Annotated in this window: 20 protein-coding genes and 2 tRNA genes; 9 read left to right on the top strand and 13 right to left on the bottom strand. The window is 68.7% G+C overall.

Features of this window, described 5'->3' with window-relative positions; genetic code table 11:
• Positions 1 to 74 precede the first annotated feature (74 nt).
• The 3 genes from AB0F43_RS06180 to tenA all read right to left on the bottom strand — a co-directional run bounded on the left by AB0F43_RS06180 (position 75) and on the right by tenA (position 2,423).
• Positions 75 to 147: transfer RNA gene (locus AB0F43_RS06180), tRNA-Lys, on the bottom strand.
• 69 nt (positions 148 to 216) lie between these two features.
• A complete protein-coding gene (locus AB0F43_RS06175; RefSeq protein WP_360471323.1) occupies positions 217 to 1,764 on the bottom strand; it encodes an NAD(P)/FAD-dependent oxidoreductase in 1,548 nt (515 codons plus the stop codon).
• The gene (gene tenA, locus AB0F43_RS06170; RefSeq protein WP_360471320.1) at positions 1,761 to 2,423 is read right to left on the bottom strand and encodes a thiaminase II; all 663 of its coding nucleotides are present in this window, start codon (positions 2,421 to 2,423) and stop codon (positions 1,761 to 1,763) included. The genes AB0F43_RS06175 and tenA overlap by 4 nt, the downstream gene beginning before the upstream one ends.
• 94 nt (positions 2,424 to 2,517) lie before the next feature.
• Between tenA and AB0F43_RS06165 the strand changes: the two genes are divergently transcribed.
• Positions 2,518 to 4,254: an aminotransferase class V-fold PLP-dependent enzyme gene (locus AB0F43_RS06165; protein ID WP_360471317.1), complete on the top strand. Its 1,737-nt coding sequence runs from the start codon at positions 2,518 to 2,520 to the stop codon at positions 4,252 to 4,254.
• A 21-nt stretch (positions 4,255 to 4,275) separates the two neighbouring features.
• Here the strand turns inward: AB0F43_RS06165 and AB0F43_RS06160 are convergent, their stop codons facing one another.
• Together AB0F43_RS06160 and AB0F43_RS06155 are read right to left on the bottom strand one after the other, a co-directional pair.
• The gene (locus AB0F43_RS06160) at positions 4,276 to 5,520 is read right to left on the bottom strand and encodes an amidase (RefSeq protein WP_360471315.1); all 1,245 of its coding nucleotides are present in this window, start codon (positions 5,518 to 5,520) and stop codon (positions 4,276 to 4,278) included.
• On the bottom strand, positions 5,517 to 6,251 hold the full coding sequence (locus tag AB0F43_RS06155) for a lipoate--protein ligase (protein ID WP_360471312.1): 735 nt from the start codon (positions 6,249 to 6,251) through the stop codon (positions 5,517 to 5,519). Before AB0F43_RS06155 ends, AB0F43_RS06160 begins: the two co-directional genes overlap by 4 nt.
• A gap of 38 nt (positions 6,252 to 6,289) precedes the next feature.
• Here AB0F43_RS06155 and AB0F43_RS06150 point away from each other — a divergent pair, with 38 nt between their 5' ends.
• The gene (locus AB0F43_RS06150) at positions 6,290 to 6,970 is read left to right on the top strand and encodes a DUF429 domain-containing protein (RefSeq protein ID WP_360471309.1); all 681 of its coding nucleotides are present in this window, start codon (positions 6,290 to 6,292) and stop codon (positions 6,968 to 6,970) included.
• Here AB0F43_RS06150 and AB0F43_RS06145 read toward each other — a convergent pair.
• A complete protein-coding gene (locus AB0F43_RS06145) occupies positions 6,967 to 8,139 on the bottom strand; it encodes an ankyrin repeat domain-containing protein (protein WP_360471306.1) in 1,173 nt (390 codons plus the stop codon). The genes AB0F43_RS06150 and AB0F43_RS06145 overlap by 4 nt on opposite strands.
• A gap of 17 nt (positions 8,140 to 8,156) precedes the next feature.
• Positions 8,157 to 9,119, bottom strand: coding sequence for an SMP-30/gluconolactonase/LRE family protein (locus AB0F43_RS06140; protein WP_360471303.1), 963 nt, complete (start codon positions 9,117 to 9,119; stop codon positions 8,157 to 8,159).
• A 138-nt stretch (positions 9,120 to 9,257) separates the two neighbouring features.
• Between AB0F43_RS06140 and AB0F43_RS06135 the strand changes: the two genes are divergently transcribed.
• Together AB0F43_RS06135 and AB0F43_RS06130 are read left to right on the top strand one after the other, a co-directional pair.
• On the top strand, positions 9,258 to 10,430 hold the full coding sequence (locus AB0F43_RS06135) for a sensor histidine kinase (protein ID WP_360471300.1): 1,173 nt from the start codon (positions 9,258 to 9,260) through the stop codon (positions 10,428 to 10,430).
• On the top strand, positions 10,427 to 11,047 hold the full coding sequence (locus AB0F43_RS06130) for a response regulator transcription factor (RefSeq protein WP_360471298.1): 621 nt from the start codon (positions 10,427 to 10,429) through the stop codon (positions 11,045 to 11,047). The genes AB0F43_RS06135 and AB0F43_RS06130 overlap by 4 nt, the downstream gene beginning before the upstream one ends.
• 41 nt (positions 11,048 to 11,088) lie before the next feature.
• Here the strand turns inward: AB0F43_RS06130 and AB0F43_RS06125 are convergent, their stop codons facing one another.
• The 5 genes from AB0F43_RS06125 to AB0F43_RS06105 all read right to left on the bottom strand — a co-directional run bounded on the left by AB0F43_RS06125 (position 11,089) and on the right by AB0F43_RS06105 (position 14,739).
• Complete coding sequence (locus AB0F43_RS06125; protein WP_360471295.1) at positions 11,089 to 11,883, bottom strand: hypothetical protein; 795 nt, start codon at positions 11,881 to 11,883, stop codon at positions 11,089 to 11,091.
• Between the two features lie 17 nt (positions 11,884 to 11,900).
• Complete coding sequence (locus AB0F43_RS06120) at positions 11,901 to 12,392, bottom strand: SigE family RNA polymerase sigma factor (RefSeq protein ID WP_360471292.1); 492 nt, start codon at positions 12,390 to 12,392, stop codon at positions 11,901 to 11,903.
• 581 nt (positions 12,393 to 12,973) lie between these two features.
• A tRNA-His gene (locus AB0F43_RS06115) sits at positions 12,974 to 13,046 on the bottom strand.
• A gap of 30 nt (positions 13,047 to 13,076) precedes the next feature.
• Positions 13,077 to 13,724 carry an oligoribonuclease gene (gene orn / locus AB0F43_RS06110; RefSeq protein WP_360471289.1) on the bottom strand — a complete coding sequence of 216 codons (648 nt, stop codon included), beginning with the start codon at positions 13,722 to 13,724 and terminating at the stop codon, positions 13,077 to 13,079.
• A 106-nt stretch (positions 13,725 to 13,830) separates the two neighbouring features.
• Complete coding sequence (locus AB0F43_RS06105) at positions 13,831 to 14,739, bottom strand: class I SAM-dependent methyltransferase (protein WP_360471286.1); 909 nt, start codon at positions 14,737 to 14,739, stop codon at positions 13,831 to 13,833.
• A 179-nt stretch (positions 14,740 to 14,918) separates the two neighbouring features.
• Between AB0F43_RS06105 and AB0F43_RS06100 the strand changes: the two genes are divergently transcribed.
• The 3 genes from AB0F43_RS06100 to AB0F43_RS06090 are packed head-to-tail and all read left to right on the top strand — an operon-like array spanning position 14,919 to position 19,051.
• Positions 14,919 to 18,128 (top strand): tetratricopeptide repeat protein, encoded by a 3,210-nt coding sequence (locus tag AB0F43_RS06100; RefSeq protein WP_360471283.1) that lies wholly within the window; start codon positions 14,919 to 14,921, stop codon positions 18,126 to 18,128.
• A gap of 33 nt (positions 18,129 to 18,161) precedes the next feature.
• On the top strand, positions 18,162 to 18,575 hold the full coding sequence (locus AB0F43_RS06095; protein ID WP_360471280.1) for a M23 family metallopeptidase: 414 nt from the start codon (positions 18,162 to 18,164) through the stop codon (positions 18,573 to 18,575).
• A complete protein-coding gene (locus AB0F43_RS06090; RefSeq protein WP_360471278.1) occupies positions 18,572 to 19,051 on the top strand; it encodes a GNAT family N-acetyltransferase in 480 nt (159 codons plus the stop codon). The genes AB0F43_RS06095 and AB0F43_RS06090 overlap by 4 nt, the downstream gene beginning before the upstream one ends.
• A gap of 44 nt (positions 19,052 to 19,095) precedes the next feature.
• Here the strand turns inward: AB0F43_RS06090 and AB0F43_RS06085 are convergent, their stop codons facing one another.
• A complete protein-coding gene (locus AB0F43_RS06085; protein ID WP_132207650.1) occupies positions 19,096 to 19,299 on the bottom strand; it encodes a cold-shock protein in 204 nt (67 codons plus the stop codon).
• Between the two features lie 389 nt (positions 19,300 to 19,688).
• Between AB0F43_RS06085 and AB0F43_RS06080 the strand changes: the two genes are divergently transcribed.
• Together AB0F43_RS06080 and AB0F43_RS06075 are read left to right on the top strand one after the other, a co-directional pair.
• Positions 19,689 to 19,814, top strand: a complete 126-nt coding sequence (locus AB0F43_RS06080) for a hypothetical protein (RefSeq protein WP_360473086.1) — start codon at positions 19,689 to 19,691, stop codon at positions 19,812 to 19,814.
• A complete protein-coding gene (locus AB0F43_RS06075; protein ID WP_360471274.1) occupies positions 19,814 to 20,791 on the top strand; it encodes a 2-dehydropantoate 2-reductase in 978 nt (325 codons plus the stop codon). The genes AB0F43_RS06080 and AB0F43_RS06075 overlap by 1 nt, the downstream gene beginning before the upstream one ends.
• Positions 20,792 to 20,923: the final 132 nt, after the last annotated feature.

Below are 20,923 nucleotides of genomic sequence, written 5' to 3'. Positions count from 1 at the left end.
GGGAAAACCCATCCCGTAAGTTGTACCTGGGATGGGCTTGCTGAGGCGGAATGTGCCTCTGACCTGCAGTTTTGTGCGCCGCCAGGGACTCGAACCCCGAACCCGCTGATTAAGAGTCAGCTGCTCTGCCAATTGAGCTAGCGGCGCCTGTGTTGTGTTGTCTTGCGGTGGAACGATGAGGATCGTAGCAGGGGTCGATGGGAGATGCGAAATCGGTTATCGGGTCAGCAGGGTCATGGCCGCGTTGTGGCCGCCGAGGCCGGAGACGGCGCCGCCGCGGCGGGCGCCGGAGCCGCAGATGAGGAGGTTGGCGACGTCGGTCTCGGTGCCCCAGCGGCCGGCGTCGGCGGGGTCGGCGGCCCAGGGCCATTGGAGGTCGCCGTGGAAGATGTGGCCGCCGGGCATGCCGACGGATTCCTCGATGTCGTACGGCGTCTTGGCCTCGATGCACAGGTTGCCGTCGGCGTCACGGGCGATGCAGTCCTCGAGCGGCTCGGCCAGGTACGAGTCCAGGCCGGCCAGGACCCGCCGGACGGACTCGGCCCGGGCCGCATCGTTGTCAGAGGCAAACAACCGGGCGGGGAAGTGGACGCCGAACACGGTCAGGGTGTGGTAGCCGGAGGCAACCAGCGACGGCGACAGGATGGAGGGGTCGGTCAGCGAGTGGCAGTACACCTCCGAAGGGGGTGTCGGCGGCAGGATGCCTGCAGCGGCTGACTGGTAGGCCGATTCCAGCTGGCTGTAGTCCTCGTCGATGTGGAAGGTGCCGGCGAAGGCCTTCCGGGGGTCGTCACCGGACTTCAACGCGGGGAGCCGGGACAGCAGCAGGTTGAGCTTCAGCTGCGATCCCTCGGGCTTGGCCTGGACTTGCCGACCGCGCAACACATCCAGCGTGGCGGGTGCGACGTTCGCCAACACGTAAGAACAGTCGACGGACCGCTCACCGTCGCCGCCGAGCCAGGTGACCGATCCACGGACGCCGTCGACGTCGATCGAGGTCACCGCGGCGTCCGTGACCAGTGCGGCGCCGGCGCGGCGCGCTGCCGCGGACAGGGCGTCGGTGACGGCGCCCATGCCGCCGACGGGCACTCGCCACTCGCCGGTGCCGTTGCCGATCAGGTGGTAGAGGAAGCACCGGTTCTGCAGCAGCGACTTGTCGTGCAGGCTGGCGAAGGTGCCGATGACCGCGTCTGTCGCGACGACGCCGCGGACAGTGTCGTCGGCGAATCGTCGTTCGATGGTCTCGCCGAGAGGGCGTTCGATCAGCTCCTCCCAAAGACCGGCATCGACCCGGGAGCGCAGTGCGGCGGCGGGTTGGAGGGGTTCAAGGAGAGTGGGAGCGACAGCGGCGGCCAGGGAGCCGACGGCGTCGTAGAAGGACGTCCAGGCCGAGTACTCCGCATCACTACCAGTCAGCGCCGCGAATGACTCCCGCGTCGCCGCGCCTTCCGGCCGCTCGACCAACAGGCCGAGGTCGCGGTCAGAGCGTCGTACCGGTGTGTACGACGCGATCGCGCGCGAACGGAGCTCCAAGGTCAGGCCCAGGTCGGCGACGATCTTGTCCGGCAGCAGGCTGACCAGGTATGAGTACCGCGACAAGCGCGCGTCCACACCGGGGAACACCTGCTCGCTGACCGCGGCGCCACCGGTGTGGGCCTGCTGCTCCAGCACCAGCGTGGACATCCCGGACTGGGCGAGGTAGGCCGCGGCGACGAGCCCGTTGTGCCCGCCACCGACGATCACGACGTCGTAGAAGTCCTTCACCCAACCGGCCAATCCAGCTTGTTGTACGCGGCGTCCCAGAACATCCACTCGTAGCGGCACGTCGTACTGAAGTGTCGATGACAACGCTCCCGCTCCGACGCGCTCACGTCCAGTCCGTCTGTCACCGCCAGCACCGACTCGACTACCGCGTCGAACTCCTCCGAGCCGTAGGTCTCGATCCACTGCCGGTAGAGCGGGTCCGGCGACGACCGCTTCAGCAACTCCCGGCCGACATCGCGGTAGATCCAGTAGCAGGGCAGTACGGCGGCCACTGCCTCGGCATACGTGCCCGTCGCGCACACGGCGGTCAGATAGGACATGTACGCCGTCGTCGTCGGGCCGGAGCCCGCGGCGTCGACATCGGCCTCGGTCAGGCCGAGTGAGCCCAGCAGCGAGGTGTGCAATGAGCGCTCGACCTCGATCGCGTTGGCGGCATGCAGGGCGAACATGCGGACCGCGTCCTCGTCGACGGCGCGGCCGGCGATCAGGGTCAGCGCGCGCGAGTACGAGCGCAGATAGTGACTGTCCTGAACGATGAAGTAACGGAACGCGTCATGGTCCAGCGTGCCGTCGGTCAGCCCGGTGATGAACGGATGCCGGACGATCTCGTCGTACACGGGTGCCCCGCCGCGGTCCCACAGCTCGGTGGAAAACGTCATCCCCAACTCCCTCGCCGTCGACTGCGACGACCTTATCCACAACGGCGCGCGACAGCACGAGACGAAAGTCACTCGAGCGGCCTACCCTGACGCCATGACCATCCAGGGGGAGCGGGTTGACACAACGGTCGGAATGCCGCCCGACACCCCCTTGCTGCGCCGGATTCGCGCCTCGGTGATCGGCGACGACCAGGTCATGCCCGGGCCCTACGGTCCCCGCCGGGTGACGTACGCCGACTACACCGCGTCAGGCCGCGCCCTCACCTTCCTCGAGGACTTCATCCGCGCGGAGGTGCTGCCGCGGTACGCGAACACCCACACCGAGTCCAGCGGGACCGGCCTGCAGACGACCCGCCTGCGCGAGGACGCCCGCCGGATCATCCGCGACAGCGTCGGCGGCAACGACGAGACCGCGGTGATTTTCTGCGGCTCCGGCGCCACCGGCGCGATCGACAAGCTGATCGGCATCATGGGCCTGCGGATCCCGGCCGAGCTCGACGACACCTACCACTTCACCGACCAGATCCCACCCGACCAGCGCCCGGTCGTCTTCATCGGCCCGTTCGAGCACCACTCCAACGAGCTTCCGTGGCGGGAGTCGATCGCGGACGTGGTCGTGATCAGCCAGGACCACGACGGCCACATCGACATCGACCAGCTCGAGTCCCGCCTGGCCGAGTACGCCGACCGTCCGCTCAAGATCGGCTCGTTCTCCGCGGCCAGCAACGTCACCGGGATCGTCAGCGACACTCGGCGCGTGTCGGCGCTACTGCATCGGTACGGCGCTTTGTCGTTCTGGGACTGTGCGGCCGCGGCGCCGTACGTGGAGATCGACATGTACGGCGACGACCCGTTGGAGTACAAGGACGCGATCTTCCTGAGTCCGCACAAACTGATCGGTGGTCCGGGGACCCCCGGCGTACTCGTGGCCCGTCGTGAGCTGCTCCGCAACCGGGTTCCCGACGTACCCGGTGGTGGCACGGTCGCGTACGTGAACCCGCTGGAGCATCGCTACCTCGAGGATCCGGAGCACCGGGAGGAGGGCGGTACGCCGGCGATCATCGGGTCGATCCGGGCCGGGCTGGCGTTCCAGCTCAAACAGGCGGTCGGGATCGACGTGATCCGCGCGCACGAGGACGCGTACCTGCGGCGTGCGGTCGCGGCATGGCGGCAGGAGCCGAACATCCAGATCCTCGGCAACCTCGACGCCGACCGGTTGTCGATCGTGTCGTTCGTGGTGAAGGCACCCTCCGGGCGGTACCTGCACCACAACTTCGTCGTCGCGCTGCTGAACGACCTGTTCGGCATCCAGTCGCGCGGCGGGTGCTCGTGCGCGGGTCCGTACGGGCACGCGCTGCTCGGGATCGATCTGGAGCGGTCGCACGAGTTCGCCGTCGAGATCATGCACGGGTGCGAGGGGATCAAGCCCGGCTGGGTGCGGGTCAACTTCAACTACTTCATCTCGGAAGCCGTTTTCACGTACGTCGTGGAGGCGGTGAAGCTGGTCGCCCGCGACGGGTGGCGGCTGCTCGGTGACTACCGCTTCGATCCCGCCAAGGGCCTGTGGCGCCACCACCGCGGCCCGGTCGAGCCGCCGCTGCGCCTGTCCCAGGTCGGGTACGACGCCGACGGCACCCTCCGCTATCCACACCACGAGCACACGGCCCCGGAATCAGCCCTCGAGGTCTATCTGGCCGAGGCTCGCGAACTTCTCTCGACTTGCCAGGACAGTCCGGACCACGAAGGTCACGTGAACGCGGACTTCGACCATCTGCGCTGGTTCGACCTACCGTCCCGCTGCCTGACGCGGCTGCCGGGAGGTCAGCCGTAGGCCATGTCCACGCGATCATCCTCAGACTTCAAGTTGCTTTGAGATCAAGTGGGCCGTGGCGAGGGCCTGACTGTTGTCCTTGGCAATCACTTGCAGGCCGATCGGGAGGCCGGTGGCCGGCAGCGGGATGGTGATCGCGGGGTGCCTGGTCAGGTTGGCCAGGCGGGTGTTCTTCAGTAGTTGCGCGCGTACGGTGAGGGAGCCGGCCTTGGTGTCGACGGCATCGATCGGTGGGGCGGTGGTGAGGACTGTCGGGGTGAGCACGGCGTCGACCTGGTCGAGGAGCTTGGTCATGGCGGCAGTGATCTCGGCTGCCTTGGCACGCGCGGCGTCGTACCGGCTGGCGGGGACGGCGGCGGCCTCGCGGAGGCGTTCCTGGACGTCGGGTTGGTAGCGGTCGATCTCCCGGCCGGCGTGGTTGGCCGCGGCTTCGGGGCCTTGGAGGTCGGCGGCGGTGTGGAAGCTTTCGGCCCAGTCCGGGAGGCGTACGTCGATTGTCGGCAATCGGCTGATCGCGGTGGTCCAGGCGGCGCCGATTTCGGGGGTGTAGTCGACGTACTCCTCGTTCACGACCACACCTAGCCGGGTGGGTGCGTGGTGACTGGGTTGGTGAGTGCCGGTGAGGGCGGTGATCGCGTACGCCGCGTCAGCGACCGTGGTCGTGAGTACGCCGACGTGGTCGAGGCTCTGGGCGAGCGGGAAGACCCCGTCGACAGGCAAGGTGCCGTAGGCGGGTTTGAAGCCGACCACTCCACAGAGCGCGGCCGGGATGCGGACCGAGCCGGCGGTGTCCGTGCCGATCGCGAGTGGCACGATGCCGGCCGCCACCGCTGCTGCGGCGCCCGAGCTCGAGCCGCCGGTCATCCGGGTGGGATCATGTGGATTGCGGCACGGACCGACTCGATTCGACGTACCGGTGCAGCCGTAGGCGAACTCGTGGGTGTGGCTCAAGCCGATGACGATCGCGCCGACCGCGCGGAGTCGCGCGACCACCTCGGCGTCCCGTCGGCCGGTCTCGTTCATCGCGGCGGATCCACAGCGGTACGGCAGGCCCTCGACCTCGATGATCTCCTTCACCAGAACGGGTACGCCGGCGAGTGTGCCCGTCCGTGAGTGGTCGGCAGCCGCCTGGCGAGCTCCGTCCGCGTCGAGGTGCACGACGGCGTTCAGCTGCTTGGAGTCCTCGGCGCGCTGGAGCGCCTGCTCGACCAGTACGACGGGATCCAGCCGACCGGCCCGAACTCCCTCGGCGATCTCTTTGATCATGGGCCGACTCGATGATCGGCCGCGAGTGATACGGCCAGCTCGAGTGTTCCGTCGTCCAGTGGTTTCGAGCTCGTCGCGCCGTACGCGTTGAGGAGCTGACGCTCGACGTTGTCGACCATCAGACCAGGGACCTCCGTCGACAGCGAACCGACCGACGCCGGGTCGAACGGCAGCTCCAGGTGGCGGTAGACATCGGACAACAGGGGCCGGAGCCGCGCGTCGTCACCCACCACGACCAGCGCGCTGAACAGCCAGCCGTTGCGTACGACGCGCTGCCCCGTGCCGACGAGCTTCACCACGCCACGTGCGTTGACGCTCTGAGCGCCCGGACAGTACTCGCCAGGCACCGCACCCACTCGCGCGTCGATCCCGAGCGCTTGCAGCACGTCGGCGTACATCAATCCGAACTCCTTGAACCGGGTCTCCATGCCCTCCGGCGCCAGCTTCTCGTGCTTGACGTGGTCGACCACCAGCGCCTCGGTCGTATACGCGACCGGCCGCCCACCCACCGCTCGCACCAGCGGCTCGAACCCGGCCGCCCGAGCCGCCCCGACCGCCGCCGGAAACCCCTTCAGCCGCGTGTCCCGCCGCCCGAAGACAACCACCGGCCGCGTCGGCCGGTAGACCCGCAGCGCCTCCGTCAGCTCCCCGTCCGACACCCGCCGTACCAACGCATGCCCAACAGCCAACTCCACCGCCGCGTCGTCAACCGCCCCGGAGAACACCCGCACCTCGCCATCGTGCCATGCAGGCGTGAAACCGTTGCACCATGACGAGACGGGTGATGGGTGTTGACGCCTGCAAGAAGGGGTGGGTGGGGATCGCCGGCGACCTCAAGGGGTACTTCGGGGTGACGATCGGGGAGTTGGTGGCGGCGGCGGAGGTGGATGGGGCGCTGGCCGTGGTGGGGGTCGACATTCCGATCGGGCTATCGTCGACCGGGCCGCGGCGCGCTGATGTGTTGGCGCGGGGGCTGGTGGGGAAGCGGGCCTCGTCGGTGTTCGCGACCCCGGTCAGGGCTGCGTTGTCGGCGGCAACGCATGCCGAGGCGTCGGCGGTGAATCTGCGCGCGACCGGGAAGGGGGTCAGCCAGCAGGCGTATGCACTGGCGCGGAAGATTCTGGAAGTCGATGCGTGGGCGCCGACTGCGGGGTGTGCGGTGATCGAGGTGCATCCGGAGGTTTGTTTCGCGACCATGGCGGGGCGCCCGTTGACGCATCCGAAGTCGACCTGGGCCGGCGCGGAGGAACGTCGGCAACTGCTGGCCGGCGCTGGTTTGCAGGTGCCGGCCGATATCGGGGTCGCGGGGCAGTTCGCGGCCGTTGACGACGTACTCGATGCGGCCGCGGCGGCCTGGACGGCCGGGCGCTATGCGGAGGGGCGTGCTGTCGCCTACCCCGAACCTCCCGAGGTGTTCGGTGACGGGCCGCCGGCCGCGATCTGGGCCTAGCGGGCGCCGGCCCTGCGGAGGGTGGTGGCGATCTCGTCGTAGCCGCGGTTGGTGGCGTGTTGGAGCGGTGTGACGCCGTCGGCGTCGGCGAGGGAGGGTTTGGCGCCGGCCGCGAGCAGGATGGTGACGATTTGCTGCCAGGGCTCCGTGCCCTTGCCGAGAATGATGGCCTCCAGCAACGCGGTCCAGCCGAGATTGTTGACATGGTTGACGTTGATGGGGGTCTGAACGACCCGGCGAACGTAGTCGACGTGACCGCGTTCGCTGGCGGGGATGACGGAGATGCCGCCGTACCGGTTGCGGAGGCTGAGGTCCGGGTTGGCCGGTAGCAGGGTTTCGAGCATGGCAACGCTGCCGGTGACCCCGGTGACCAGCCAGGCGGAGTCCTGGCGGTCGTCCTGGGCGTCGGGGTCCGCTCCGAGCGCGACCAGCAGGCGGGCCACGTCGACGTGGTCGTTCAGGGAGGCGAGCAGGAGTGCCGTACGGCGATGCTCGTCCCGGGACTCGAGTGGTGCGCCGGCGGCGAGCGCGGCCGCGGCACGGTTGGCGTCGCCGGCTTCGGCTGCCGCGAGCAAGGCAGTGGGGGCCTCGTCGCGCGGCGGGGGCTTGGAGCTGAGTACTTCGGCAACCTGGCCGCGTGCAGCCTGCACTGGGGTCGTGCCGTCGCGCTCGGCGGGCAGGTTGCGGTTGGCTCCGGCGGCGATGAGTAGGCGGACGGTATCGACGTACCGCGGGCTGCCGTCCCCGAGCAGCACTGCCTCATGCAGGGCGGTCCAGCCGAGGCGATTCACGTGGTCGACCGTCACACGGGCGCGGAGCAGGCGGCCGACCACTGAGGCGTGGCCGCGTTCGGCTGCGCGGATGAGCGCCGTACCGCGGTAGCTGTCCAGACTGCGTACGTCGGCGCCGTGCTGCAGGGTCAGGTTGAGGAGGTCCAGGTAGCCCTCGCTCGCGGCGATCAGGAACGCGCTCTGCACGGTGTCGTCGACCGCGTTCACGTCAGCGCCTGCCGCGATCAGGCGACGAGCGGCGGGTACGTCGTTCTTCCACGCAGCGGCGATCAGTTGCTGGTCAAGCGATTCGGCTTGCTGCACTGTGGACGTCCTCGGGGTCGGTGGGGCCTCGGCGGGGGTGGAGCAGGCTGCGGCCACAAGAATGACGGCAGCCATGGCGATGACTCTGCTCATCAGCGTTGCGGGGTCAGGGCGACGACCTGGTACGGCGGTGCCGCGACCGGCTCGTCGAACTTGCCGTCAACAAGTAGCAGGCGGCCCTGGGCCAGCTTGGCAGTCGTGAACACCCGGGTCGGGTCAGTCGGCGTGGCTGAGACCAGAGTCGCCGTCCGGCCGTCGTACGACAACCGCAGGGTGCTCAACACTCGGGAGAAGTTCCGGACGACCCACAGCCGGTCACCGTCCCGCACCAGACCGTCCGCGTTGACCAGGTCCGCCGTACCGGTGTCGACCGGCGAGACGTTGGCGGTCCGCAGGTCGAATCGCCACAGCTTGCCGACGTTGCCCTGGGCGACGATCAGGGCCCGGCGGTCCGGCGACAGCACGATGCCGCCGAGGTTGAACCCGGTCTGGGTCGGAATCGCCGCGCTGGCGTCCACCCAGGTCCGGACGGTCCAACGGCCGTGCTGCTCGGCCACGCGGAACACCTGCGGGGCATTGGAGTTGGTGAAGTACGCCGCGCCGTCAGGACCGATCACGACGTCGTTCAGGAACGCGTTCGGTACTCCGGTGCGCAGGGCCGCCAGCAACCGACCGGACTGGTCGTACACCCACAGGTCGGGTGCTCCCGGGTGGTCGATGCCGTTCGGGCCGCCGGCGACGTACACCCGTCCTTGTGAGTCGACGGTGACGCCGCGTGCGGTCCAGCGGCCGTCGGTGCCGTCGCCTTGCAACCACTCCGTCGCGGCCGCGGCGCCGAGCTGACCACGGTGGATCTCGCCACCGGTGGTCTCCGACACGTAGAACCGCTGCATGCGTACGTCGTACCCGATGCCCTCGAACTTCGACCCGCCGACGTCACCGGGCAGCTCGTAGCTGGCGGGGCGGGCCGACGCGGCGGATACGCCGACGCCGAGCAGTGCAGCGGACAGTGCGGCGGACGCTGCCAGGGCCGCGGAAAGGGAGCGGACGGACATGCTTACCTCGCTTCAGGTCGTGGTGGATGTGTCCAGCCTGCTCCGTCGGCGGCGCGGGTACGACGGGCATTCGGGGACGAACGGATAGCCGAACGGATGATTCGGTCCCGGGGCTTCCGGGCCTACCATCGGCTCGACATGACCTCTTCACTGACTGCACCCGCTTGGGCGGCTGGGGTGCTCGGCCGCGCCAACGGGCTGGCGACTGCCCTGCACGCTGCGTTCGTCGTGCTGGTGCTGGCGTCTGCGGTGCGTTACCTGTCAGGCCACGGCTTCGGGGACCGGGCTCCGTGGGTGCTGGCCGGGGCCAGTGTGCTCTTGGCCACGTACGCGGCGTACCGAGTGGTGCCCGGGCGGCTGTGGCTGGCTTTGCTGGTAGCAGTGTGGTTCGGGCTGGTACTGCTGGCGCCTTCGTTCGCGTGGTGCGCCGTACCGCTGTCGTTCGTTGCACTGCGGGTGCAGCCGTTCTGGCCGGCCTGTGTGGTGGTGGCAGGCATGGTTGTGACCACAGTGGTCACGTGGACGCGGATGACCGACCGGCTGGACCCGACGATCGTGTTTGGGCCGGTGTGCGTCGCTGTACTCGCAGTCAGCGCGTACAGGGCCTTGGAGCGGGATGCGCTGGCGCGGCAGGCGTTGCTGGACGACCTGCACGCGGCACAGGGTGATCTGGCCGACGCGCAGCACCAGGCCGGCGTACTGGCCGAGCGGGCGCGGCTGTCCCGGGAAATCCACGACAGCGTCGCTCAGGGCCTGTCCAGCATCAATCTGCTGTTGCAGGCGGCTGAACGCGAGTGGGACGACCGGCCGGGTGCTGCCCGCGAGCACGCGGCCCAGGCTGCGGCCACTGCTCGCGACGGCCTGGACGAGGTACGACGGGTGGTCCGCGACCTAGCGCCCGCGGACCTCGTGAGCGGTTCGTTGCCAGATGTCTTGCGGCAGACCTGTGAGCGAATGGCCGAGCACAGTGAGGTCGATGTGCAGGTCCAGGTGCACGGTACGCCGGTGGCACTCGGGCCGGAGGTGGAGACCGCACTGCTGCGTACGGCGCGTGGTGCACTGGCGAATGTGATCGAGCACGCTGCCGCACACACGGCTGTGGTGACACTGACCTACCAGCCGGATGCCGTCGTACTCGACGTCCGTGATGACGGCCGTGGCTTAGTCGCTGGCACCACTGACCCTGACCGTGGACGCGGTCTCGCCGGCATCCGCGATCGGTTGCAGGCACTCGGCGGCACTCTGGTGTTGGAGAGCGAGCCTGGTGAAGGTACGGCGCTTGCAGCCTCGATACCGCTGGAGGAGTCGTGATCCGGGTAGCGCTGGTCGACGACCACCCTGTGGTTCGTGCCGGGATGCGTGCACTCGTGGACGGCCAGGACGACCTGACTGTGGTCGGTGAGGCGTCCGACGCGGACAGTGGCTTCGCTCTGGTCGCAGCCGTCCGGCCGGACGTCGTACTGATGGATCTGAATCTCGGTAGCGGGCCTGGTGGTGCTGAGGTCACTGCCCGGTTGCGTGCGCTGCCGGAGCCGCCGCAGGTTCTCGTGCTCACGACGTACGACACCGAGGCGGACATCCTGAGTGCGATCGACGCGGGGGCGTCCGGCTACCTCCTGAAGGACGCGCCGCCGGAGGACCTGTTCCGTGCCATCCGCGGCACCGCACGCGGCGAGGTGGTCCTGGCACCGGCTGTGGCTGCTCGCTTGGTGCGGCGGAGCGGCCCACTCCTCACCGACCGCGAGGTCGAGATCCTCGGCCTGCTCGCCACCGGCCAGTCGAACCGCGAACTCGCCAAACGCCTCTTCGTCAGCGAGGCGACGATCAAGTCCCACCTCTCCCACATCTACACCAAGCTCGAAGTCGACACCCGAGCCGCCGCTGTAGCCCGGGCCATCGAACAACGCATCATCCGCCCACCCACCTAGCGCTGAGGCCCGGCTATGGTGCGGCCGGGCCTCAGCGGGTTCTACCTGGGGGTGCTGGGCTTGGTCTTGTCGGTGGCGCCCTTGGTGGGCTTCAGCACGGTGCTCTTCGGGGGCAAGGGCCAGGACTTGCTCTGGGCCAGCGTCGTCAGTTGGGCGACGGTGTAGAGGGGCTTGGTGCGGGTGTGTTGCGAGCCCTTCTCGGCCGGGGCGTTGTAGCTGGTCACGCTGATGAAGCGGCCGTCGGGCAGGTAGCGTTCGACATGGTTGCTCAGTACACCGTGCACGTTGCGATTGCCTGAGTACTCCGGCTGGTCGGTCAGGCTGAACAGTGTCGAGCCGTCCGGGAGGGTCGTGCAGCCGGCGTTTGCGGCGGCACAGCGGTTCTCCTCGCCGCCGCCGGTGAGCAGCACCTCGACGCGAGACGCTCCGTTGCCGTCGTCAACGACATACGCCGCTCCGAACGCACTCTTGTCGCCCCACGTTTGTGGCTTTGACAGTGTGAGACCTGGTGCCCGCACAAGCGTCTTGAGTGTGGCCAGCGCGTCCTTCGCCGTCACCGCCTGCGCGGTGGGGGTATTCGGCTTGGCTGACGGTGTTGGCGTCGTACCTGCGACTGCTGTGTCGGACGGGCTGCCGACTAGCTGCGTCGCACCGACTACCAGACCTGCTGTTGCCAGTACGGCGCCTGCTCCGGTGGCGGTGAGGAGCGTCATACGGCGGCGGCGCAGGCGGAGGCCCTGCTGGACGGTGCGTTCGAGGAGGTCGGTGGAGACCGGCTCGAGGTTCTCGGTGGCCCGATGCATCAGTTCGGGCAGGGTGTCGTTCACGTTGGTCATCAGTTCTCCCGGTGAGGTCAGTGGGCGATCAGCTGGGCGGCGCCGTCGCCGAGGACCGCACGAAGCCGGTCGAGGGCGCGGGACGTCCGGGTGGTGATCGCGCTGGCGTTCTTGCCGAGATCGAGCGCGACCTGCTCGACGCTGCGATCTTCGAAGAACCGCAGCACCAGCACGGCCCGGTCCAGCGGGGCCAGCTCGGCCAGAGCGCTCTGCAGTGACAGCCGCAGCTCAGGGTCACCGGTACGCTCGGCCCGCTCCGGCAGCTCCGCCATGGGCCGCTCGGACCAACTTCTCCGGCGGCGCTGGGAGATGAACGTCCGGGCCAGCGCGGCCCGCGCGTACGCGGTCGGGTTGTCGATCCGATGCCACGTCCTGAGCATGTTCGCGAGCGTGTCCTGGACCAGGTCCTCGGCGTGATGCCGATCACCCGTCAGCAGCCAGGCAGTCCGGTACAACTGCGGTATCCGCGCCCGCGCGAACTCCTCGAAATCCTCCGTAGCAACCCTCATCGCAGCCCTTCGGTCGACGCTCCTACCCCCAAGACGCACCAACCCAGCCGCCAAGTCACACCCCGCTCAGAACACCTTCGCCAACACCCACACCGCAAACGCCAAAAACCCCACCACAAGCGTCACAACCACCACGACGCCATACCCCAACCACAAACTCCCAGACCCCTTCACCCACCCCATCCTGCCAGCCCCTCACCCCACCTCCGCACGAACCCGCGGGCCAGCCCCCGCGCCGACAGCGACCTCAGCCACCCCCGCCGAGCGCAGCGAAGGCTACGCCGACAGCGACGTCAGCCACAGCCGCCGAGCGCAGCGAAGGCGTACGCCGAAAGGCGACGTCAGCCACAGCCGCCGAGCGCAGCGAAGGCGCACGCCGACAGGCGACGTCAGCCACAGCCGCCGAGCGCAGCGAAGGCGAAAGACGAAAGGCGACCCCAGCCACAGCCGCCGAGCGCAGCGAAGGCGCAGGGGGTGCGGGTGGCGAAGCCCCCGCCCGCGGCGAGCGAAGCGAAGCCGCACAACATGCCGAAGGCGACCCGGTCCGCGCTCTCCGCGGACATGGGTCGCCCTCGCCTTCGGGTGAGTGACGGGACTCGAACCCGCGACCACCTGGACCACAACCAGGTGCTCTACCAGCTGAGCTACACCCACCATCGCCGTCTCACTGCGACGGCTGAGCAATCATAGCGACGATGGCCGATTACCAGAAATCGGGTCGGGGACCGGCCCGTTGGGCGCGTCGGTGACCAGGCTCGCGGCCGCACGCGCGGTGTCGGAGTCGGGGCCGGGCTGGGGGACGAAGACGGTCCGGCGGTAGTACCTGAGCTCGGCGATGCTCTCGGTGATGTCGGCCAGCGCCCGGTGGTTTCCGGTCTTGGCCGGCGTCGCGTAGTACACCCGCGGGTACCACCGCCGTACCAGCTCTTTGATCGAGCTGACGTCGACGTTGCGGTAGTGCAGGTGCGCCTCGACCCGCGGCATGTCGCGGACCAGGAACGTCCGGTCGGTGCCGACGGAGTTGCCGGCCAGGGCAGCCTTGCGCGGCTCCTTGACGTACCCGGAGATGAAGTCGAGCACCTGCTGCTCGGCGTCGGCGAGCGGGATCCCGTTGGCCAGCTCGTCGAGCAGGCCGGAGGCGGTGTGCATGTCGCGGACGAAGTCGCCCATCTGCTCCAGCGCGGCCGGGGGTGGCGCGATCACCAGGTCGATTCCGTCACCGAGCACGTTCAGTTCGTAGTCGGTGACGAGAACCGCGACCTCGATCAGGGCGTCCGCCGCCAGGTCGAGGCCGGTCATCTCGCAGTCGATCCACACCAGCCGGTCGTTCATGGGCACCCACCTTACGGCGACCCGCCGACACCGTCGCGCTCACCGGCCCTCAACCCGGCGTGGCGTTCCTCTCCACCACACCACACCGTACGTCGTGACAGCAGGCTCAGCGGGGTGCGTGGCCGATGTGGATGCTGCGGACCGCCAGGACGGCCAGGTCTGTACGGCGGCCTAGGTAGTGAGGGCTGTCCGGGGTCAGGAGTTGCTCCCAGACGGCCAGGTCGTCCGGACTCAGCCATTCGGTCTCGTCGCTCACCACATGGCCGTGGCCGTGGCCGTGCTCGGGCCCGTTTGTGGGGGCGGCGTTCGGATTCAGGCGCTCCACCCGGTGCTGGAACTGGGCAATCACCCGGTCGCGTTGGTCCGGCGACAGTGGGGCTGAGGACTCGGTCAGGACGCTGCGGGTGCTGACGTCGGTCAGGCCGGCCCGGGTCAGCGCGTCGGTCCAGCCATATGGCATCGGCACCGTGCCTGGCAGGGAGTCTCGCATCGCAGCGAACCAGCGGTCCTGAGCCAGGTCCAGCCGGAGCTCCAAGCCCGGCTCTCCGATACCCAGATCCCACGGCAGGCTTCGCGACGGCAGGCCGCCTTCCGCGAGGGCCAACCGTCCACCGGGGGCGAGCAGTGATGCCAGCGCGTCGACGGCTGCCTGCTGGTCTGCCGCGTGGTGTACCGAGGCCGACGCCCAGATCAGGTCCGCTGGAGCGTCGATTGCCTTGCGCAACGGTTCCGGTCCGTCATCCATCGAGGCCAGTTCACAGCGGACCGCGCCGGCTGTGTGCTCGCGTGCTTGTTCCAGTACGTCGGGATCCGCATCGATCGCGACCACCGTCGTACCGGCGGGCATGGCTGCGGCCAGTGCTTTCGCCATTCCGCCGCCTCCGCAGCCGACGTCGACGGCCACTTTGTCACTGTCTCGTACCAGGCCGGCCGCGATTGCCGCGTTCCAGTCGGCCTCGTTCGCCGCCGACTCCCGCAGGTGCCCGGCCCATTCGCCCCATTCGATCTCCACCATGGGGTCAGTCTGGGCCGAATCCTCCTCGGATCCCACCTCTCTTTGCCGTTCCGGCAAACGGGTTCGCCCGGCCAACCGGACAACAACATTTTGACGTTCAACCAGGAGATCCGCAGTAGCACGGTTGCGGGGTGGTGACGAGGGGTGCTGTCCTGGTCGGGTCTGGGGAGGAGGTGGGCATGCCGGTGGAGTCCGTGGCGGGAACGGTGGCGCGCCCCCGGTTGGCGGCGTTGCTGGACGAAGGAGCGCAGCGGCGGCTGTTGACCGTGGTGGCGGATGCCGGGTTCGGGAAGTCGACGCTGCTGAGTTCGTGGGCTGCCGGACGTCGGTGCGCCTGGCACACGGTCCGGGCCGAGGACGCCTCGCTGGCCGCCATGGTGTCCGGCCTGGTCGAGGCTCTGCGGCGCCAGGTGCCCGCTCTCGAAGCGATCCCGGCCGAGTTGCAGAGTCCCCGCGGCCCGGATGCCGACGCCGAGCAGGAGACCCGGGCCCTCGCGTACGCCGCTCTGCTCGCCGACGCCTTGGAGCAGAACCTCAGCGCCGACCTGGTCCTGGTCCTGGACGACCTGCACGAGATCGATCGTCTCGCGCCCGCCACCAGGCTGATCGAGGGCCTGGTCCGCACCGCCCCGTCGAACCTCCACCTTGTCGTTGCCTCCCGCACCCAGATGCCTTTCGGCATCGACCGTCTCCGCGGCCGTGGTCAGGTCCTGGAGATCGATGCCACCGATCTCGCGTTCACAGTGCCCGAGACCCTCGCCGTACTGCAGAAGGTGCTCGGTGAAGGCACTGACGACCTGGCCGAGGCGCTGCAGACCGCAGTACAAGGCTGGCCGGCCGCCGTACGCCTTGCCGTGGAGGCGCTCCGGACAGCGCCGCCGGAGGACCGCGGCAGCCGGCTGCGCCGGGCCCTCCGGTCGGACGGGCCGCTGTACGACTACCTGGCCGAGGAGGTCTTCGCAGCCGAGCCCCTAGCGGTACGGCGCTTGGTCGCCGGCGTGGCCGTACTACCCCGGTTCGGATCCGAGCTGTGCAAGGCAATCGGACTGACGGACAGCGCGGAGACCCTCCAGCACCTGCGCACCAGGGGACTACTCGTGTCCGCGGGTGAAGCGGATGGCTACGAGCTCAACCCGTTGGTGAGGGACTTCGCCAGGGACAGGCTGGCCGTGGACGAGCAGGAGACGGCTGAGCTCTCCCTGGCGGCAGGCAAGTGGTTCGAGTCGATCGGTGAGCACCGGGATGCGCTGGCCTGCTACCAAGCCGTAGACCCGGCCGCAGCCGCTCGGATGCTGGCCGAGCGTGGTCATGCGATGGTCAGCGGGGGTCTGGCGGAGATCGTGGTCGCTGCCGTCGCCGCGCTGCCCGCTCAGCACCGTGATGCCGCCTTGGAACAGCTGGAAGGCGAGGCTCGGCAGGTGCTCGGCGACTGGCAGGGCGCGATGGAGTGCTTCGACCGGATCATCGAGCCCGAGGGCGAGATCCCGGTCGCGATCGCCTGGCGGCTCGGACTCATCTACCACCTGCGTGGCCAGACGGACGTGGCGATAGCGACGTACCAGCGCGGTCGCATCGACGGACAGTCGCCGACAGACGAGGCACTGTTGCAGGCGTGGTGGGCGGGCGCGCATTGGTTGCGCGGCGAGTTCGAGGAGTGCCGTGCGCTGGTCAAGGCCGCGTACAAGGCAGCAAAGGTCTCTGGTGACGACGGGGCATTGGCCATCGCTCACACGGTGCTCGCCATGCTGGCCGCGGTCGACAGCGACCCCCAAGGGAACTACACCAACTACGTTCGGGCGCTCGAGCATGCGGAGCGGGCCGGCGACCTGCTGCAGTCGATCCGGATCCGGGTGAACCGTTCCTCGCACCACATCGCCGAAGGCGACTACGAGCACGGACTGAAGGAGCTGGACCTCGCCTTGGAGCTTGCGGACCGCGCAGGCTTCGCAGTGTTCCGCGCACTGGCACTGAACAACCGTGGCGAGGCCCTGCTCAGGCTGGGCCGGTTGGACGAGGCCATCGGTGAGCTGGAGGCGTCACGGGCGCTCTACCAGAAGCTGGATTCAAAGCGTGTCGCGCAGCCGCTGTCAGTCCTCGGCGAGGTCTACCGCGAGCGTGGTGACCGTGCGATGGCCAGAGCCTGCTTCGAGGAAGCCATTCCCATCGCCGAGGAGACCAAGGACATGCAGTCCCTGGTGCCGGCGCTCGCCGGCCTGGCTCGAGTGCTTGCGGTCGAGGAGCCGCAGCGTGCCGCCGAGCTGGCCGCCATGGCTCGCCAGGCAGTTGCCTACGGCCCTGTCCTCGGGCTCTCCGGTGCCTTGGTCGCTCTGGGCTGGGTCACACTGCATTCCGGCAACCAGGCGGAGGCGGCAGCCACCGCAGAGGAGGCAGCCGCGCTCTGCCGCAAGCGACGTGACCGGGCCGGCCTGGCCGACGCCTTGGAGCTGCACGCCGCAGCAGGCGGTGCTGAGGTCCTGCACGAGGTGTTGAACATCCGCAGTGAGCTGGGTGACCAGTTGGGCGAGGCCAGGGCCGAGCTGATGCTTGCCAAGCGCACCAAAGGCCCGGAAGGCCGCGAGCTCGCACTCAGGGCACACCAGCAGTTCCTGGCTGCCGGAGCGACCCGCTACGCGGCGGCAGCGCTGGAGGCCAGTGAGGAGACCGGTCCAGTTCCAGTGCGGATCGAGTGCCTCGGCGGTTTCCGCGTACTGCGGGACGGCAAAGCGGTTCAGTTGGGGGAGTGGCCGTCGAAGAAGGCCCGTGACTTGCTGAAGATCCTGGTGGCGCGTCGCTGCCGGCCGGTTGCTCGTTTGCAACTGCTGGACCTGCTCTGGCCGGAGCAGGACGAGTCGGTCGCCTCACCCAGGCTCTCCGTGGCTCTGTCGACCGTGCGCTCGGTGCTGGACCCCGGGAAGAAGTACCCGTCGGACTGCTTCGTCGGAGCCGACCGTGCCACCATCTGGCTGGACGGCGAGCAGGCGGCCGTGGACGTAGAACTCTTCCTGCACGACGCGCGGGAGGGTCTCGCCACGAGTGATCTGCGGTTGCTCCGCGCGGCAGAGGCGGCGTACAGCGGGGACTTCCTGGAGGAGGACGTGTACGCCGACTGGGCCGCGGGGATGCGCGAGGAGGCCCGGGCCTTGTACGTCCGGGTGGCGCGGGTCCTGGCCGAGCGGGGCCGGAGCGACCCCGACGCGGCGGCCGGTTACCTGCTGCGGATCCTGCAGCGGGACCAGTACGACGAACGTGCCCATCTCGGCCTGGTGTCGGCGTTCCAGGCGAGTGGTGCGCACGGTGAGGCACGCCGGGCGTACCGCACCTACGTGCAGCGGATGGCCGAGCTGGAGGTCGAACCAGCCCCCTATCCGGCTGTGCCGGCCCGGCTTTAAGGCTTTCTGAAGGTCCGGTCGCACCATCGGACCATGGCAGCGCCGGTGCACAACCCAGTGGTGGTCCGCGAGTTCGACCGCGCGGGACACCCCGGTCGTGACTACCGCTCCGAACCAGGCACACCCATCAGGGCGGCGCTGGCCGGTGTGGTGGTCCGAGTGGAGGCGGGACGGGTCGTGGTCGAGTCGAACGCGATCTGGCACGTCTACGAGCTCCTGTCCGAATCCACGGTCAGCCAGGGGGAGACCGTGGAGACGGGGGACCTGCTGGGGCTCGCGGCCGGTTCACATCTGCACTACGAGGAACGGGTCGCGCCGTACGGGGTGGGGGATCAGCGGAGTCCGCAGTTCGACTTGCACACCAATGCCCGGATGCGGTTGGTGGCGCAGGGCGGGTCGGCCGAGGAGGGAGCGGCCGAGCCGCCCGGCGCTACCGTTGAGCCGTGATCGCCACCAGGTTCGACACTGCCCGGCTCGCCATGCTGCCGTTGCAGGTCGAGTACGCCGCGGAGATGGCCAAGGTCCTCGCGGACCCGAACCTCTACACCTTCACCGGCGGCGAACCACCCACCGTGGAAGCCCTGGAGAACCGGTACCGTCGCCAACTTGCCGGACCGAGCCGGACAGACGAGCACTGGCTCAACTGGATGCTGCAGTACGACGACCAACTCGTCGGCTACGTACAGGCGTCGGTCACCGGCAGTATGGCGGAGATTGCCTGGGTCATCGGCACAAACTGGCAGGGCCGCGGCTACGCGAAGGAGGCCGCACTGGGCCTGGTCGGCTGGCTGAATGAACAGGCGGTGGAGCGGATCATCGCCCACGTGCACCCCGGCCACGCCGCATCAGCCGCCGTCGCCGCGGCCGCCGGCCTCACCCGCACCGAGCAACTGGATGACGGCGAGTACCTCTGGACCACATGAAACAGGCCCAGCCGCATCGCGGCTGGGCCTGTTTCGCGTCTAGCTCAGACCGGGCGGACGTTCTCCGCCTGCAGGCCCTTCGGGCCCTGGGCTACGTCGAACTCGACCTTCTGGTTCTCCTCGAGCGAACGGAAGCCGTCCGTCGCGATCGCCGAGTAGTGCACGAAGACGTCGGCGCCGCCGCTGTCCTGGGTGATGAAGCCGAAGCCCTTCTCACCGTTGAACCACTTCACTGTTCCGCTAGCCATGCTGTACTCCTTGTGTGGGCCCATGACGGGCACGGTGCGGGCCCGGCAGGTGCCGGCGCCCGGGTTGCCGCAACGAGCCCTCCCACAACAGACTGGCGGTCTGGAATGAGAAAACGCCCGGCGGATTACAATCCGCGGGCGCTTCGCAACGAATCGTGGAACTGCAAAAACTGCAACCACGGAAAACCCTAGCAGACCGCCACCCATCCGTCACGTCGGCGCCCGCCCAGACGGACCGCGGCCGGCTCGGATCTCCCGTGCGTCCGCTCAGAACTCTCCCGTCCATCCGCTCAGAAACCGGCAAGCGCTCGCCGAGAGTGTGATCTTGACCGCACTCAGGCTCCCGCCTACTGTATGCGGTATACCGAGCCCCTCCGAAAGGTGGGACCATGGACATCCTGGAACGCGTCACGAACGTTGCCATGGGCACCGAGATAGACAACGTGCTGGAGTTCGAGGAACTGGCGGACATGCACAACCCGGTGCCGACCCTGTCCGGACCGAGGAGGGACTGATGAAGGTTGCTGTGCTCGGCGCCGGTGCGATCGGTGCCTATGTCGGCGCGGCCCTGCACCGCGGCGGGACCGAGGTCCACCTGATCGCCCGCGGCGCCCATCTGGACGCGATCCGCTCCGGCGGCGTGAAGGTGCTCAGCCCACGCGGTGACTTCGAGGCCCGTACGCCGGCCACCGACGACCCGGCCGAGGTCGGCCCGGTCGACTACGTCTTCCTCGGGCTCAAGGCGAACTCCTACGCCGGCGCGGGTCCGCTGCTCGAGCCGTTGCTGCACGACAAGACTGTCATCGTCGCAGCGCAGAACGGCATCCCGTGGTGGTACTTCCACGGTCTGAAGGGTCCGTACGAAGGCCGCCGGATCGAGTCCGTCGACCCGGACGGCGAAGTGACCCGGGTGCTTTCCCTCGACCGCGCCGTCGGTTGTGTCGTGTACTGCTCGACCGAGCTCGAGGGACCGGGCGTCGTACGCCATCTCGAAGGCACTCGCTTCTCGATCGGCGAACCGGCCGGGGGCAGCTCCGACCGGTGCGTTGCCTTCAGCGAGGCGATGATCGCCGGCGGGCTGAAATGCCCGGTGGAGGAGGACATCCGCAAGGACATCTGGATCAAGCTGCTCGGCAACGCGGCATTCAACCCGATCAGCGCGCTGGCCCGGGCGACGATGGTGGAGATCGCGACGCACCAGGGCACCCGGGCGATGGTCCGGCTGATGATGGAGGAGACGCTGGAGATCGCGGCCGCGGTCGGCTGCCATCCGGACATCTCGGTGGACAAGCGGATCAACGGCGCCGAACGGGTCGGCGAGCACAAGACGTCGATGCTGCAGGACCTGGAGAAGGACAAGCCGCTCGAGCTCGACGTCATCCTCGCGGCCGTCGTCGAGCTGGCCGACCTCACCGGTACCCAGGCACCGACCCTGCGCGCCGTCCACGCCGTCGCCGACCTGCTCGCATCAAAAGTCGGCGTCGCATCCTAGGTCACGGGGCCTCCCAGCCTGGACTGAGGAGCGCAGGGAGCGCAGCGACTGGAGCGACGAGGGAAGGCTGGGAGCCAAGGCCCCGTGACCACGCCGGCGCCGGAGGCCCGGCAAAAGGCACAGCCTTGTGGG

Source organism: Kribbella sp. NPDC023972, from assembly GCF_040639075.1.
GTDB lineage: Bacteria > Actinomycetota > Actinomycetes > Propionibacteriales > Kribbellaceae > Kribbella.
This window is presented reverse-complemented; position numbering and strand designations above follow the sequence as displayed.